Genomic DNA, 14,165 nt, shown 5'->3' with positions numbered 1-14,165 from the left:
TTATAAATCAGACAGCACCTGACGCAGATTGACCTCTCCGGCGGCCTCGTCACTCAGATCCAACACCCCTTCCAGATCATCCAGATGCTCCTGCATAATGACTGCCGCCTGCGCATTATCACCTGCTTCGAGCGCATCAATAATCGCATGATGTTCATCACACTGACACGACGGCACTTCATTACGCTGATACAGCGCGACGATCAGCGAGCTGCGCACCATCAGATTGGACAAAATTTCACTCAGCACATCGTTGCCAGACACTTCCCCGAGCATGAGATGAAATTCACTCAGCTCACGCACAATGGCGCGCCGGTCTTCGGATTGCACAGCTTCGCGTTCGCCGCGTAAATGGCTGTTGATGCGGTGACGGTGGCGGCGGATCACTTCCGGGCCAATGCATTCAACAATCGCCCGTTCGATAGCACGACGGGCGATAAATACTTCACGCGCTTCTTTTGCGGTCGGCTGCGACACCATGGCACCACGGTTAGGTTCAATGGTCACAATGCGTTGCATCGCCAGACGCTGTAACGCCACCTGAACGTGGTTACGGTTAGCGCCGAGCGCGTCAACAAGCTGTGATTCCACCAGACGGGTGCCGGGACGCAGACGTTGCTGCGCGATGGCTTTAGACAGAACATCGACAATGCGCTGAACTTCCAGCTGCTTGGCGGTTGTAGTTGGATTACTCATGGATTGCTAAATGGCCTCTCTCTGGCTGTTTCCGTGCAACCTACCACCCTCTGCCCACGTTCGTCATTAGTAAATGACGTTCAGTTCTAAATCATGTAACAAATCTCAACAAATAGCACATAACATTCATTGCAATTATCATTCCCGCACACATTCACAATCTCCCTGTTATGGGCTTGCGTATCCTTAAAAACTCTCACACTACACAGACAAATGTTCAGAACCGGTAAGTACGTACGTCAACCTGGTGAACACAGGACGATAATGAAACACATACTTTTGAAACACTTAATCAATTTTATCTTATTAGCACTGGGAGCCGTTTGTACCGCGCTGGTGATCTGGCTGGACGTGGCCGTCTTTAACGACGGGGTGCAGGAAATCTCCGCCACTGAATTCCTGCAGGAAGTGATCCTTCTGACCATCAGTGCATTGTTTTTCTTACAGGCCAAAAAACATCCGGCATTGCGCGCGGGCATGATCCTGATTGGCGGATTTTTCAGTTGCATGCTGATCCGTGAGCTGGATGCGCTCTTTGATCTTATTCACTATGGATCATGGGTGTATTTTGCCAGCCTGTTCGCCGTCTATTGTATCGCCTGGGCCTGCATCTCACCCAAAACCAGCCTGCGCGGATTGTCGGCTTTTCTGGCTCATCCGGCCTGTCACTATATGGTTTGTGGTCTGGTACTGATCCTGGTGTTCTCGCGGGTGTTTGGAATGAACATCATCTGGAGAGCGGTAATGCAGGGCGAATATGTGCGGACAGTGAAAAATATTGTCGAAGAAGGCACTGAACTGATGGGTTATCTGTTGTGTCTGGGTTCTGCCCTGGCCTTCCGGCAGCGCAGTGAACCCCTGAAAACCCTGTAAAATCCGGCCTGCTGCAAGTGGGTGCAGCAGGCTTTTTTCCAGGCTGATGAAAGACAGATAATGAGGGTGATATGTATTACTGATGCAATATTGAGTGGCCAGCGTTGAACAATGAGCGCTGCTTTTTTCGAATATCTCAGCGCTTTCACAAGGTTTATTTAAACAATACCAATGCAGACCTTATAATTAAAACGTATAGCCCAGGCCTACACGAAAACGACTTTGCCGTTCATCACTGTTACTGCGAACTGAAACATTACCCACTTCTACAAAAGGTGACCATGCACCGATAATATAAGCGGTTCTGAAATTGTATTCATAGTTGTACTTGCTGTTATTATAAAGGTCATATTTATCGGCTTTTTTATAAATACCTTCAAGCGTCCAGTCAAAGTTATTCCATTTATATCCCGCCCAGACATCCATACGATTTACCGTATCGTCTTCACGGGAGTCGGAAGAGCGCCGCGTGTACTCAAACCGATAACGTGCACCCAGCCACCATGCATCATTAATCGTCCAGGTCGTACGTAAATAGGGTTTGTAGGTGGAATAGCCACTGCCAGTTTCCAGTACGAATCCTGGCTGCCAGGCAACAGGCCCCTTGCTGAACTGGTAATTAACGGTATATTCGTTGCCCTGCACTTCAAGATCGTTAAACGCTTTGTTAGTGTCATCTCCACCGGATTTTGAAATGGCTTCAACAGCAAAACCAAAACCATTACTAAACCGGTTAGAGATATAGACACGATCATAGTTGGCTTTACTGTCATCAAGATATTCATGACGTACATCCATATAGACTGCATGCGCATTGGTAACGGCCAGAGAGAATGAGAGTAAAAGGTATTTTTTCATGTTAAACCCGTTTTTAAATAATTAACTGCAAAAGGAATCAAAGGCTGAACATGAATTTATTCTTAATGAAATGGCGTTTCAATATTTTAAAATTGTTTTTTGATAAAGTTGAATATTCATCACATGTATTAAATTAAGCGGGGTTTTAGAAATAAACTCAGGCAGTTATAAATATATTTAAAATGTGAAATATGAAAGGGGGTTCTTCATCTGGCTGCCAATTAATGATTTTTTTTGTCATTATAATCAAGGCAATTAAATAACAATGACAGGCATGAACAGATAGCTGCAATGCGTAGTTCTGAAACACAATCCCCGGATCGCGCTTTTCTGGTGTCTGGTCCGGCAGAGACGGAAACTTCACCCACTCATTTGCCAGCCTGACAATGTGCGCCATATGCCGCGATAAACTCTCCGGCAATCGCCACGGCAATTTCGGCCGGGAGTTTGCCGCGTACATCAGGCAACCCCACCGGGCAACGCATTCTCGACAGTTGTTGGTCAGAAATCCCTTTGCCGGTTAAGCGGTAATCAAAGCGTTTACGCTTGGTCTGTGAACCAATCAGCCCGAAATAGCGAAAATCCCCCCGTTTCAGAATGCGTTCGCTCAGGGCGAAATCCAGTTGGTGATCGTGCGTGAGCACCAGAAAATAACTGTCAGCGGGCATCTGCGCCACCGTACCCTGCGGTTCGTCGTCCACGATGCAGGTAATTTGCGGGTCCACCTGTGGCGGAAACTCACTGGCGCGCGCATCCACCCAGGTAATACGGCAAGGTAACGTGCTGAGGATATTCACCAGTGCGCGCCCGACGTGGCCTGCACCGTAAACCACCACATGCGGTTGCCGTTGCCCGAGCGGTTCGAGTAACACAGAAGCCATACCTCCGCAGCATTGTCCGAGACGTGCTCCTAATGAAAATCGCTCAAAGCGACTGGTACTGGCGCCCTGTTGCAGCATTTCACGGGCAATGGCCGTGACCTGAAACTCAAGGTTACCGCCCCCCAGCGTATAAAATTGCCGGCTGGCGGTGATCAGCATTTTACTTCCGGCATCACGCGGCGTGGAGCCCTGATTCTCTACCAGAGTCGCCACCACACACGGCTCCCCGCGACTTTGCAGATCATGTAAACAGGTTACCCAGTCATCAGTACGCATAAGAACCTCCTTCAGCCGGCAACTTTTAGGGTGGTGGTAGCGATATCTGTGACAACGTCACCGTTAAAATGCAAGTGATTCACCGCGTTAAGCACTCTCTCCGGCGTGGCAGGGGCATCAAGCTGGGGATGCACCCGGTAATCAGCCAGGCTGGCAACCGCATCTTTAATCGCACACCAGACGGAGATCCCAAGCATAAACGGCGGTTCGCCCACCGCTTTGGAATGGAAAACGGTATCTTCGGGATTCTTGCGGTTCTCTACCAGTTTCACGCGCAGATCCTGCGGAATGTCGCCAATCGCCGGAATTTTGTATGCCGCCGGACCACTGGTCATTAAGCGCCCTTTGTCGTTCCACACCAGTTCTTCCGTGGTCAGCCAGCCCATACCCTGCACAAATCCCCCTTCCACCTGACCGATATCAATTGCCGGGTTCAGCGAGTCGCCCACATCATGCAGAATATCAGCCCGCAACAGTTTATATTCACCGGTTAAGGTATCGACCAGCACTTCCGCGCAGGCCGCGCCGTAGGAAAAGTAGTAGAACGGATGTCCGGCTGCTTTGCTGCGATCGTAGAATATTTTCGGTGTTTTGTAATAACCGGTAGCCGACAGCGGCACCTGATTCAGCCAGCACTGTGTCGCGACCTGCTCAAAGCTGAAATATTGATTTTTAACCCGCACCTGACCGTTGCTGAAGATAATGTCAGTGTCCTGCACATCATGGACACGCATCAGCATCTCCACCATGCGCCCTTTAATGATTTCCGCCGCGTTTTGCGCGGCCTTACCGTTGAGATCAGCGCCGGATGAAGCCGCAGTCGGTGAGGTATTAGGCACCTTGCCGGTATCGGTCGCGGTGATCTGAATACGGCTGATATCCACCTGAAATACCTCAGCAACTACCTGCGCGACCTTAGTGTTCAGCCCTTGTCCCATTTCGGTGCCGCCGTGGTTGAGCTGAATACTGCCGTCGGTATACACCAGCACCAGTGCGCCCGCCTGATTGAGAAAACTGGCAGTAAATGAAATACCGAATTTCACCGGCGTCAGCGCCAGGCCTTTTTTCAGATAAGGATTGCTGCGGTTAAATTTAGTGACAGCGTCACGTCTTGCTGTATATTCCGCACTGTCTTCCAGCTGTTGTGTCATCTCCTGCAGCAGGTTTTGCCCGACAGGCTGGTGATAATGCGTGATGTTGCGGTTTTCCTGACCGTAGTAATTATTTTTACGCACCGTCAGCGGATCCATCCCCAGTTCACGGGCGATGTGATCAACGATATGCTCAATCGCCACAATGCCCTGCGGACCGCCAAATCCGCGATAGGCCGTGTTTGACGCCATATGGGTTCTGCAGCGATAACCGGTGATCAGCGCGTCGCCAAGGTAATACGCGTTATCAGAATGAAACATGGCGCGATCGACAATCGAACCGGAGAGATCCAGCGAATACCCGCAGTTGGCCGCCAGTTTAATGTCGATACCGTGAATAACCCCGTCATCAGTAAAACCCACGTCATAGCTGACATGAAAAGGATGACGCTTGCCGGTGATCAACATATCGTCCTGACGTGACAACCGCATTTTTGCCGGACGTCCGGTAAGATGCGCCGCCAGAGCGGCAAGGCAGGCCGCGCCCGCTGCCTGTGTCTCTTTACCTCCAAAACCGCCCCCCATGCGCCGCATATCGACCACGACTTTATGCATCGGTAAATCCAGCACTGAGGCCACCAGTTTTTGCACTTCAGTCGGGTGTTGCGTCGAGCTGTATACCAGCATCGCGCCGTCTTCGCCGGGCATCACTGAGGCGATCTGCGTTTCGAGATAAAAATGCTCCTGACCGCCAATTTCCAGCTCGCCCTGTAAACGGTGCGGCGCACAGGCCAGCGCCATTTCCGCATCGCCACGTTTATGTTGGTGAGGTTCTTCTACGTAATGTGCCTGTGCCAGCGCCTGCTTCACCGTCAGTATGGCCTCAAGCGGCTGATACTCCACTTTTGCCAGCGCTACAGCAGCACGGGCGGCCTGGGCAGAAGTTGCGGCGACGACCAGCACGATCTGGCCGACATACTCCACGCAGCCCTGCGCCATCAGCGGATCGCCATGGGTCAGGGGCGCAATATCAAGGTTACCGGGCACATCTGCGGCAGTCATGACCCGCACCACGCCCGGTACGGTGTAGCAAGGTTCGGTATCGATATGTAAAATACTGGCGTGCGCGTGCGGGCTGAGCAGCGGTACCAGATGCAACTGATTGGGGAACTCCAGCCGGTCATCAACATAAACGGCTTCACCGCTGACGTGTTTATCCGCGCTTTCGTGTTTCTGACTTTTGCCCACCCCGCTCTGCAACCCGGTGCGGAACAACATTTCCATCTCAACCTGAGAAAGTGATGGTTTGGATTCAGACATAATGAGTTACCCGCATCAGTGTTTCAGGAGAAGTCATTTCAATATGGCAGCGGCGCAGCAGATTTTTCGCCACCTGCATGCGGTATTCGCGGCTGGCACGGAAATCACTGATTGGTGTGAAATCCCGTTCCAGCGCCTGGCAGGCCCGCTCGATGGTTGCCGTCTGCCACGGCTGTCCGAGTAACTGCGCTTCACAGCCACTGGCCCGTTTCGCCACTTCCGCCATGCCACCGAACGCCACACGGGCATGCACCACTACGCCGTTTTGCACGTCAATATGCAACGCCGCGCAGACCGCAGAAATATCGTCTTCCAGCCGTTTCGACACTTTATACACCCGTAACTGGCCTGCCACCGGCGTGTTGCGGGGAATGCGGATTTGTTCGATAAATTCGCCTGGCTGCAACGCCGTTTTACGGTAACCGAGGAAGAACTGGTCGAGGGGTAATTCCCGCCGTTCAGTGCCACGCCGCAGCAGCAATGACGCCCCCAGCGCCAGCAATACCGGGCCGCCGTCACCGATGGGCGATGCATTGGCAATATTGCCGCCAAACGTGCCCTGATTCCGAATTTGTTGCGAGGCAAACCGCTCAAGCAGTTCGCCAAATTGCGGATACTCACATTGTAAAACCCGTTGGCATTCACTGAGCGGTGCCGCCGCGCCAATATGAATAGCCTGACCGGTCAGCGTAATCGCTTTGAGCTCAGGGATATGCGCGAGCGAAATCAGCTTCGGTATCTGCTGATAACGCTGAGTCACTTCCAGCGCCAGATCGGTACCGCCCGCCACCAGACGGGAATCCGGTTGGGCAAGATAACGTTCGGCCAGTTCATCAATACTTACCGGCTGTTCAGTCGCCGAAATCGCCGCGAGTTTATCCAGCGTTTGCCGGGCATCAGCATCAAACTGATCGGGCTGAGGCGATTCGCAGATTGCCTTTGCCGCCGCCATGATGGGCCGGTAACCGGTGCAGCGGCAAAGATTGCCGGAAAGCGTTTCCTGCACACCCTCAACCGTAAAAGCGGGTTTGTTTTTCTCCATCGCAAAAAGCGACATCACGAAACCCGGTGTGCAGAAACCGCATTGCGAGGCGTGATTATCAACCATCGCCTGTTGCACATGATGCAGCGCGCCATGATGTTTTAGATCTTCCACGGTGATCAGTTGCTTGCCATGCAGCGCAGGCATAAATGTCAGGCAGGCGTTAACCGTGCGGTAGACCAGCTGATCGTCCTGCTTTTCTGCCAGCACCACCGTACAGGCACCGCAGTCCCCGGAGGCACAACCTTCTTTGGTTCCACAACGCCCCGCGTCACGCCGCAGATAGTGTAATACTGTCGTGTCGGCTGGCAGATTTTCCGTGTGGATCCTGCCGTTCATCAGAAATTGGATCATGCGCAGTCTCCTTTCTTACAGCCGTTCAGTATCAGCGTCGTAACCTCATCAATAATGTGCTCACGCGCCTGTATATCACCCTGGAAATCACCGTACATATGCTTCACCTGCACGGCAAAGTCGGCGTAATACTGCGTCAGCGCCCAGATATGCATGATGAACAGACGGGCATCCAGTGCGCGGATTTTTCCCTGCACAATCCACTGATGGATCAGGTTCTCTTTGCCAAGAATATTCTGCGAAGCCTGAGGCCAGTATTTATGTAAATAATGACCACCGCCAAGCACTTCACTGGTAAAAATGCGCGACAGTTCAGGCTGGTCAAACGAGAAATTCAGCTTATTGCGGATATAGCGGCTTAGCACGGCTTCCGGCTCGCTGAGTGACGGGTCGAACTGAATAATGTCGCCCCAGGCTTTCAGCACTTTCTGCAAGAGTTCTTCGTAAAGTTCCTCTTTGCCTGCGATGTAATAGTGCAACTGGGCTTTTTTGATCCCCGCACGCTGCGCGATCGCCTGCGTGGTGGCACCCTGAAAACCTTTTTCGCTGAATTCTGCAATGGCCGCCGCATGGATATTCTCCAGCGTACGCTCACGTGCGAGACGGACTTTGCCGCCGGTATCACTGTTCATCATGCTGGAAGTGCCTCCTGCTGAGCATCCCGTACATAAACCGGTTCGCCGTCAACGTAGGTGCAATACACATTGCGGTCATCTCCCAGCGTCATCAGCACAAACAACTTTTCAGCCAGCGTTTCACTGTTGGCGGCACGTAATTTTTGCAACGCACTGACACCCGGTTCGAGCACCACAAAATCCGCTTCTTTACCGGTATTAAAGTTGCCAATTTTATCGTCGAGATGCAGTGCCCGTGCCCCGCCGAGGGTGGCGTGATAGAAGGCTTCGAAGGCAGATAAACGGTAGCGCTGAAGCTGTCCGACTTTGTAAGCTTCCGACAGGGTTTCCAGCATATTGAATGTGGTACCCGCACCGACGTCCGTACCCATGCCGACGCGGATTTGTTTCTGCCAGGATTTCTGTAAGTTAAACAGACCACTGCCCAGAAACAGATTAGACGTCGGGCAAAAAGCAATGGTTGAATCTGTATCGTGCAGGCAATCCCATTCGCTGTCATCCAGATGCAGACAGTGCGCAAACACGCAACGTTCGCCGGTCAGCCCGTACTGGTGGTAAACGTCAAGATAATGCTGATGATCAGGATGCATTTCTTTCACCCATGACAGTTCGGCGACGTTTTCGCTCAGATGGGTATGCATATACACATCGGGGAATTCCTGCTTCAACAGCCGCACTCTTTGCAGCAGTTCGGGTGAAGACGTTGGTGCAAAACGCGGTGTAAGGGCATAGCTCAGGCGCTGGCGGTTATGCCAGCGCGCAATCAGTCCACGCGTATCCCGTTCACTTTCTTCAGGGGTTTCCAGCAGGCCGGCGGGCGCATTTTTATCCATCATCACTTTGCCGGCCACCAGCCGCATATTGATGTCGGACGCTTCTTTAAACAAGGCGTCGACGGATTGCGGATGGACGGTGCCGAACACCAGTGCGGTGGTGGTGCCGTTAAGCAACAACTGGCTGATGAAGAATTTTGACATGCGCCTGGCGTAATCCGCACAGTGATATTGTTGTTCGGTCGGAAAGGTGTAGCGTGTCAGCCATTCAAGCAACTGTTCGCCGTACGCGCCGATCATTTCAGTTTGCGGATAGTGAATATGGGTGTCAATAAAGCCCGGGACGATCAGCTTATCGCGATAGTCATCAATGTCCAGAACGGCAGTTTTGCGTGCCAGCGCCAGCTTGCCTTCACCTTCCTGCCAGCTTCCCAGCCAGACGATGGTGCCGCCGCTGAGCAACATCAGGCCGTCTTCGATATAACGCACCTGCGCTTCACACTCTTCCGGTTGTAATACCGGCTCACGAATATCGAAGAAATTTCCGCGTACGGCGCGGGTGATGATCTGACTCATGGCATTTACCTTATCTGCAACGTTCTCGTTCACAATTGATAACAGAACTTTTGCAAATCTCATGCCAAACCTGACCATCTGGTCAGATTAATGAGTCAGACCAGATGGTCAGAAACCCAGTCAAGGTACCTGAATATCGTTACTTCAAAAGCACTTCATATTGCGGATTGAATTCGTCAAATATCGGCAGCGCGGCGGCACCCAGCGCAGGTGTGTCACTGCCGGACATGCCGAGACGAATGCGCGCACTTTGCGCATAGCGGCTGCGCACTGAATTATACAGCGGTGTCAGGCGCTTAATCAGCTTTTCTACCAGCGGTTTCGGCATGGTTCCGCCGATAATGACGCTCTGCGCGTCAAAAACACATTCCATAATATTGATGGCCTGCAACGCGGGTTCGATGGCGGTATCCAGCCATTTATCAAACACCTTCTCACCGACGTTCAGCAGGTCTTCTGGCATGGCGGTCATCGGATCCAGGCCACAGGCTTCGTAGGCCGCCTGTAACGAAACATAGCGCTCCAGACACCCTTTGTTACCGCAATAGCATTCGCGACCGCCTGGTTGCACCACAATGTGGCCGACTTCGCCCGCATTGTGTGCATGACCGGTGTAAATCCGCCCGTCGGTGAAAATGCCTGCACCCAGTCCGGTACCAATATAGAGATACACAAACGACGATAATTGCTTGGCAATACCGTGAAAACGCTCGCCGATTGCGGCCACTGTCGCATCGTTTTCCAGCGTCACCGGCCAGCCGGTCGCGGCACTTAAACGCGCTTCAATATCAACATCATCCCAGCCATGCAGCGTGGTCGGCCCTTGTGAGGAAATCCCTTCCACACCAAACGGACCCGGCATCACCACGCCCATTCCTAACATTTTTCGCCAGTCAATTTTCACCTGTTGGCGCATTTCTTGCAGCACCTGATCGATAAGAGCCAGCGTGGGCTCTGGCTGCGGTTTCTGCACATGGATCAGTTTGCGAAAACGAACGGTTCCGGTCAGATCCACCAGCACAGTCAGCAGCGACTGATGATCAAGATGGATGCCTATTGAATAGGCGCTGTCAGGATTGAGTGTCAGTGGCGTTGCTGGCTGACCACGCCCTCCCGCGCGGCGCGGCAGGTGGGAAGAGAGAATTCCCGCCTGTTCGAGCTCGGTGGCAATGTTGGAGACGGTTTGGGGAGTGAGCGACGTCAGCCGGGCGATTTCAGCCCGGGTCAGTTCACCGTTAAGGCGAATGGCTTCGATCACTACCCGACGATTGTGAGCACGGGCGTGCTCAAGATTGGTGCCAGAAGTTGTTATCACATCCCTCTCCACGGTGAAGACCTTGCGGGCAGTATGTGGCCAGTGAATACAGCAATCAAATTGATTTTATAAATTACAGAAGATGAATATGACGGTGGCATCACAGCTTTGAATGTTATTGGCATGTTAATAATAATCGCCAGTCACTATTGAGATTTGAATCATCCGTGTAGCACACGTTTTATACCCAAGATAATTCGGGTTGCAGGAAGGCGGCAAGCGAGTGAATCCCGATGAGCTGACATAAGTCAGTGATTCGGGTGATGGAGCGCAGCCAACGCATCAGCAGCCCGAAGTATGAAGGGTAAATCCGGCAGGGACGCAGGGACTGGCAGAGTTATGCCTTCCCATTTTTTTTAGCCGATTAAAGCAATCAAATTGATTTAATAAACTTCACCCTGTTTTGGAGAATGACGATGAGCTTACGATTTACCCCTGCGGCCACCCTGTGCGCCCTCTCTGCCCTCACCCTGGGATATTCCGTCAGCGCGCTGGCGGAAACCACGCTCAGTGCCCTGTTTATGACTCAGGCGGCCTACAGTGAAGCGGATATCCGCGCAATGACCGCTGATTTCACAAAGCAGCATCCGGATATCAAAGTGAATCTGGAATTTGTGCCGTACGAAGCGCTGCACGATAAAATCGTTGCCGCACGCGGTGCCGGTGATAAAGGCTATGACGTGGTGCTGTTCGATGCGATCTGGCCAGCTGAATTTAACAAATACGGCCTGTTGCAGGATGTCTCGGCGCGCATTCCGGCTGAAGAAAGTAACAAGATCTTTGACGGTGCAATTTCCACTGTGACCTACAAAGACAAACGCTGGGGTATGCCGTGGATCCTCGACACCAAATATCTGTATTACAACAAAGCTATGCTGGCCAAAGCCGGGATCACCACCCCGCCGGCTACCTGGGCTGACGTTGAAAAACAATCTGAAATTCTCAAAGAAAAAGGCATCGTGAAATACCCGCTGGTCTGGAGCTGGTCACAATCCGAGGCACTGCTGTGCGACTACACCACGCTGGTGTCTGCATTCAAAGGGGATTTCTACAAAGACGGCAAGCTGAACTTCACCAATTCCGGCGCAATGAAAGCCATCAATTACATGAAAGAGACGCTGGATAAAGAGCTGACTAACCCGAATTCACGCGAGTATCTGGAAGAAGATGTGCGTAAATCGTTCTCCAACGGCGATGCGGCTTTCGCCCTGAACTGGACCTACATGTACAACATGGCCAATGACCCGAAACAAAGCAAAGTCGCGGGTGACGTGGGCGTCATTCCGGCGCCGGGAGAAACCGCGGGCGGCGCATCCGGCGTTAACGGGTCGATGGGACTGGGCATTGCCAAAGCCAGCGCACATCCGGATCAGGCGTGGGAATACATCAGTTATATGACGTCGCAACCGGTACAGAACAAATACGCCAAACTCAGCCTGCCGATCTGGAAATCCTCTTATGAAGATCCGGCGGTGCAGAAAGATCAGGAGCAGCTGATTGCAGCGGCGAAAACCTCGCTTAATGTCATGCTGTCACGCCCGGTCACCGCCGATTACTCCCGTTTATCCAATATATTGCAGCAAAATATTCAGGCGGTATTGCAGGGTAAAACCCCGGCACAGGACGGTATGGAAGCCGCAACCAAAGCCGCCGATCGTTTACGGTAAGTTTTTCGCCAACACTATGATTAAGCCCGCCGGGTTTCGTCCCGGCGGGCGTGGGAAAACCGAATGCTGACTTTACCCCAACGCGAGAAACGTCAGGCCTGGCTGCTGCTTGCCCCTATGCTGCTGATGATGTTCTTACTGACCGCCTGGCCGCTCGCCCGTACATTCTGGCTCAGCTTTACGGATGCCGGATTAATCGGCGATGGTTCTGCCCCCAACTGGGTCGGCAGCGAGAATTTCATCTATGCACTGACGGATCCGGATTTTCGCGCCGCACTCTGGCGGACGCTCTACTTCACTGTTGTCTCGGTGGTTATTGAAGGCATCATCGGCGTGCTGGTGGCCCTGTTACTGAACCAGCCCTTTTGGGGACGCAGCGCCCTGCGCGTGCTGGTGATTTTACCGTGGGCATTACCGACTATCGTCAACGCCACTATGTGGCGGCTGAACTTTAACCCGGATTATGGCAGCATCAACGCCCTGCTTTCTCAGCTCGGGCTGATTGATGCCTATCGCAGCTGGCTCGGAGACCCGGCTTCGGCGATCAATGCCGTGATGTTTGCAGACATCTGGAAAAATTACCCGCTGATCACTCTGCTGGTGCTGGCGGCATTACAAACCATCCCGGAAGATTTATTCGAAGCCGCCCGGCTCGACGGCGCTTCGGCTTTCCGTCGTTTTCGGAAAATCACCCTGCCGGCGATTGCCGCCCCTCTGGCGGTGGCGCTTGTGCTGCGTACCATCGATGCTTTTAAAATCTTCGATATCATTTATGTCATGACCCGTGGCGGACCGCTCGACAGTACCAAAACCGTCAGCTTCTTTGTTTATCAGGAATCCTTCAGCTATTTGCGTGCCGGCAGCGGTGCCGCGTACGCCATTCTGATGACGCTGATCTGCGCCCTGCTGATCATGATTTACATGGTGATGTTAGTGCGCCAGCGCCGTTCAGGGAGCAGTGAATGAAACAGAAAATCCGGCTCGTTTTACGCTACTTCGCGGCGCTGGTTCTGGCCGTCTCGATCCTTGCCCCGCTGCTGTGGATGTTCCTGATGAGCGTCAGCTCAGCGGAAGATCTGACCCGTATTCCGCTGGAATGGTTGCCCCGTCACTGGGATTTCAGTCGTTATAGCCGTCTGCTGACCTTACAGGCCGGGACGCCCGGCGTACTGTTCCTGCATGCGCTCGGCAACAGTGTGCTGGTCGCCTGTGGCGCCACGCTGGTGTCGTTGTTACTGGCGATACCGGCGGCGTACAGTTTCTCCCGTTATCCTGGCCGCGACGGCTGGCTGTTTGGCAGCCTGGCGATCTACATGGTGCCGCCGGTAGCATTTGTGTTGCCGCTGTATTTCATCCTGCAACAGCTGACACTGCTGAACACCCATGTCGGGCTGATTCTGGTGTATTGCTCAATGATCCTGCCGTTCCTTACCTGGATGTTGAAAAATCAGTTTGACGCGCTGCCGGTGGATATCGAACAGGCATCGCGCCTTGACGGGTTGCGTTACTGGCAGGTGTTGCTGCGTATTACGCTGCCGCTGGCTAAACCGGCGCTGGGTGCCTCGGCCATGTTTGGCTGGCTGCTGGCCTGGGATGAATTTTTCTACGCCCTGCTGTTTACCAATAATATCGATGCCCAGACGTTACCGGTGACCATCGCCGGATTCACCGCCGGGCGCGCCACCGACGACGGTCTGATTGCCGCAGTCGGGATCCTTGCGGCCATTCCGCCGCTCTTTATTGCGCTCTGGCTGCAAAAAACCATGGTCAGCGGGTTAACCGCCGGCGGCAGCAAAGGCTGAATATGA

At 52.9% G+C, this 14,165-nt stretch carries 12 protein-coding genes; 4 read left to right on the top strand and 8 right to left on the bottom strand.

The genetic code is table 11. From position 1 onward, the window contains the following. Positions 1–696, bottom strand: coding sequence for a GntR family transcriptional regulator (locus tag EVX52_RS04735; protein ID WP_129951287.1), 696 nt, complete (start codon positions 694–696; stop codon positions 1–3). A 264-nt stretch (positions 697–960) separates the two neighbouring features. Between EVX52_RS04735 and EVX52_RS04730 the strand changes: the two genes are divergently transcribed. Further along, entirely contained in the window at positions 961–1,569 is a 609-nt protein-coding gene (locus EVX52_RS04730) for a hypothetical protein (protein ID WP_129990717.1), read from the top strand. A 186-nt stretch (positions 1,570–1,755) separates the two neighbouring features. Here EVX52_RS04730 and EVX52_RS04725 read toward each other — a convergent pair whose 3' ends face one another. From EVX52_RS04725 to EVX52_RS04695, 7 genes are all read right to left on the bottom strand, one after another. Beyond that, entirely contained in the window at positions 1,756–2,427 is a 672-nt protein-coding gene (locus tag EVX52_RS04725; RefSeq protein WP_129951289.1) for an oligogalacturonate-specific porin KdgM family protein, read from the bottom strand. Positions 2,428–2,795: 368 nt separating this feature from the next. After that, the gene (xdhC, locus tag EVX52_RS04720) at positions 2,796–3,584 is read right to left on the bottom strand and encodes a xanthine dehydrogenase accessory protein XdhC (protein WP_129990716.1); all 789 of its coding nucleotides are present in this window, start codon (positions 3,582–3,584) and stop codon (positions 2,796–2,798) included. Between the two features lie 11 nt (positions 3,585–3,595). Beyond that, positions 3,596–5,995, bottom strand: a complete 2,400-nt coding sequence (xdhB, locus tag EVX52_RS04715) for a xanthine dehydrogenase molybdopterin binding subunit (RefSeq protein ID WP_129990715.1) — start codon at positions 5,993–5,995, stop codon at positions 3,596–3,598. Then, positions 5,988–7,391: a xanthine dehydrogenase small subunit gene (xdhA, locus tag EVX52_RS04710; protein WP_129990714.1), complete on the bottom strand. Its 1,404-nt coding sequence runs from the start codon at positions 7,389–7,391 to the stop codon at positions 5,988–5,990. Before xdhA ends, xdhB begins: the two co-directional genes overlap by 8 nt. Next, on the bottom strand, positions 7,388–8,026 hold the full coding sequence (locus EVX52_RS04705; RefSeq protein ID WP_129951293.1) for a TetR family transcriptional regulator C-terminal domain-containing protein: 639 nt from the start codon (positions 8,024–8,026) through the stop codon (positions 7,388–7,390). Before EVX52_RS04705 ends, xdhA begins: the two co-directional genes overlap by 4 nt. Continuing rightward, complete coding sequence (gene guaD / locus EVX52_RS04700; protein WP_129990713.1) at positions 8,023–9,375, bottom strand: guanine deaminase; 1,353 nt, start codon at positions 9,373–9,375, stop codon at positions 8,023–8,025. Before guaD ends, EVX52_RS04705 begins: the two co-directional genes overlap by 4 nt. A gap of 139 nt (positions 9,376–9,514) precedes the next feature. After that, the gene (locus EVX52_RS04695; protein WP_205951560.1) at positions 9,515–10,687 is read right to left on the bottom strand and encodes an ROK family transcriptional regulator; all 1,173 of its coding nucleotides are present in this window, start codon (positions 10,685–10,687) and stop codon (positions 9,515–9,517) included. Between the two features lie 419 nt (positions 10,688–11,106). Between EVX52_RS04695 and EVX52_RS04690 the strand changes: the two genes are divergently transcribed. The 3 genes from EVX52_RS04690 (at position 11,107) to EVX52_RS04680 (ending at position 14,159) form a co-directional block, all read left to right on the top strand. Next, on the top strand, positions 11,107–12,357 hold the full coding sequence (locus tag EVX52_RS04690; RefSeq protein ID WP_129990712.1) for an extracellular solute-binding protein: 1,251 nt from the start codon (positions 11,107–11,109) through the stop codon (positions 12,355–12,357). A 63-nt stretch (positions 12,358–12,420) separates the two neighbouring features. Beyond that, on the top strand, positions 12,421–13,323 hold the full coding sequence (locus EVX52_RS04685) for a carbohydrate ABC transporter permease (RefSeq protein WP_129951297.1): 903 nt from the start codon (positions 12,421–12,423) through the stop codon (positions 13,321–13,323). Then, positions 13,320–14,159, top strand: coding sequence for a carbohydrate ABC transporter permease (locus EVX52_RS04680; RefSeq protein ID WP_129951298.1), 840 nt, complete (start codon positions 13,320–13,322; stop codon positions 14,157–14,159). Before EVX52_RS04685 ends, EVX52_RS04680 begins: the two co-directional genes overlap by 4 nt. Positions 14,160–14,165: the final 6 nt, after the last annotated feature.

Origin of the sequence: Rahnella sp. CFA14(1/10) (assembly GCF_004195095.1) — a bacterium.
GTDB lineage: Bacteria > Pseudomonadota > Gammaproteobacteria > Enterobacterales > Enterobacteriaceae > Rahnella > Rahnella perminowiae.
This window is presented reverse-complemented; position numbering and strand designations above follow the sequence as displayed.

What these genes read in the sequence shown, in the direction of transcription:
- EVX52_RS04735 (WP_129951287.1), bottom strand. Translation starts at nt 696, where the DNA reads ATGAGTAATCCAACTACAACCGCCAAGCAGCTGGAAGTTCAGCGCATT.
- EVX52_RS04730 (WP_129990717.1), top strand. Translation starts at nt 961, where the DNA reads ATGAAACACATACTTTTGAAACACTTAATCAATTTTATCTTATTAGCA.
- EVX52_RS04725 (WP_129951289.1), bottom strand. Translation starts at nt 2,427, where the DNA reads ATGAAAAAATACCTTTTACTCTCATTCTCTCTGGCCGTTACCAATGCG.
- xdhC (WP_129990716.1), bottom strand. Translation starts at nt 3,584, where the DNA reads ATGCGTACTGATGACTGGGTAACCTGTTTACATGATCTGCAAAGTCGC.
- xdhB (WP_129990715.1), bottom strand. Translation starts at nt 5,995, where the DNA reads ATGTCTGAATCCAAACCATCACTTTCTCAGGTTGAGATGGAAATGTTG.
- xdhA (WP_129990714.1), bottom strand. Translation starts at nt 7,391, where the DNA reads ATGATCCAATTTCTGATGAACGGCAGGATCCACACGGAAAATCTGCCA.
- EVX52_RS04705 (WP_129951293.1), bottom strand. Translation starts at nt 8,026, where the DNA reads ATGATGAACAGTGATACCGGCGGCAAAGTCCGTCTCGCACGTGAGCGT.
- guaD (WP_129990713.1), bottom strand. Translation starts at nt 9,375, where the DNA reads ATGAGTCAGATCATCACCCGCGCCGTACGCGGAAATTTCTTCGATATT.
- EVX52_RS04690 (WP_129990712.1), top strand. Translation starts at nt 11,107, where the DNA reads ATGAGCTTACGATTTACCCCTGCGGCCACCCTGTGCGCCCTCTCTGCC.
- EVX52_RS04685 (WP_129951297.1), top strand. Translation starts at nt 12,421, where the DNA reads ATGCTGACTTTACCCCAACGCGAGAAACGTCAGGCCTGGCTGCTGCTT.
- EVX52_RS04680 (WP_129951298.1), top strand. Translation starts at nt 13,320, where the DNA reads ATGAAACAGAAAATCCGGCTCGTTTTACGCTACTTCGCGGCGCTGGTT.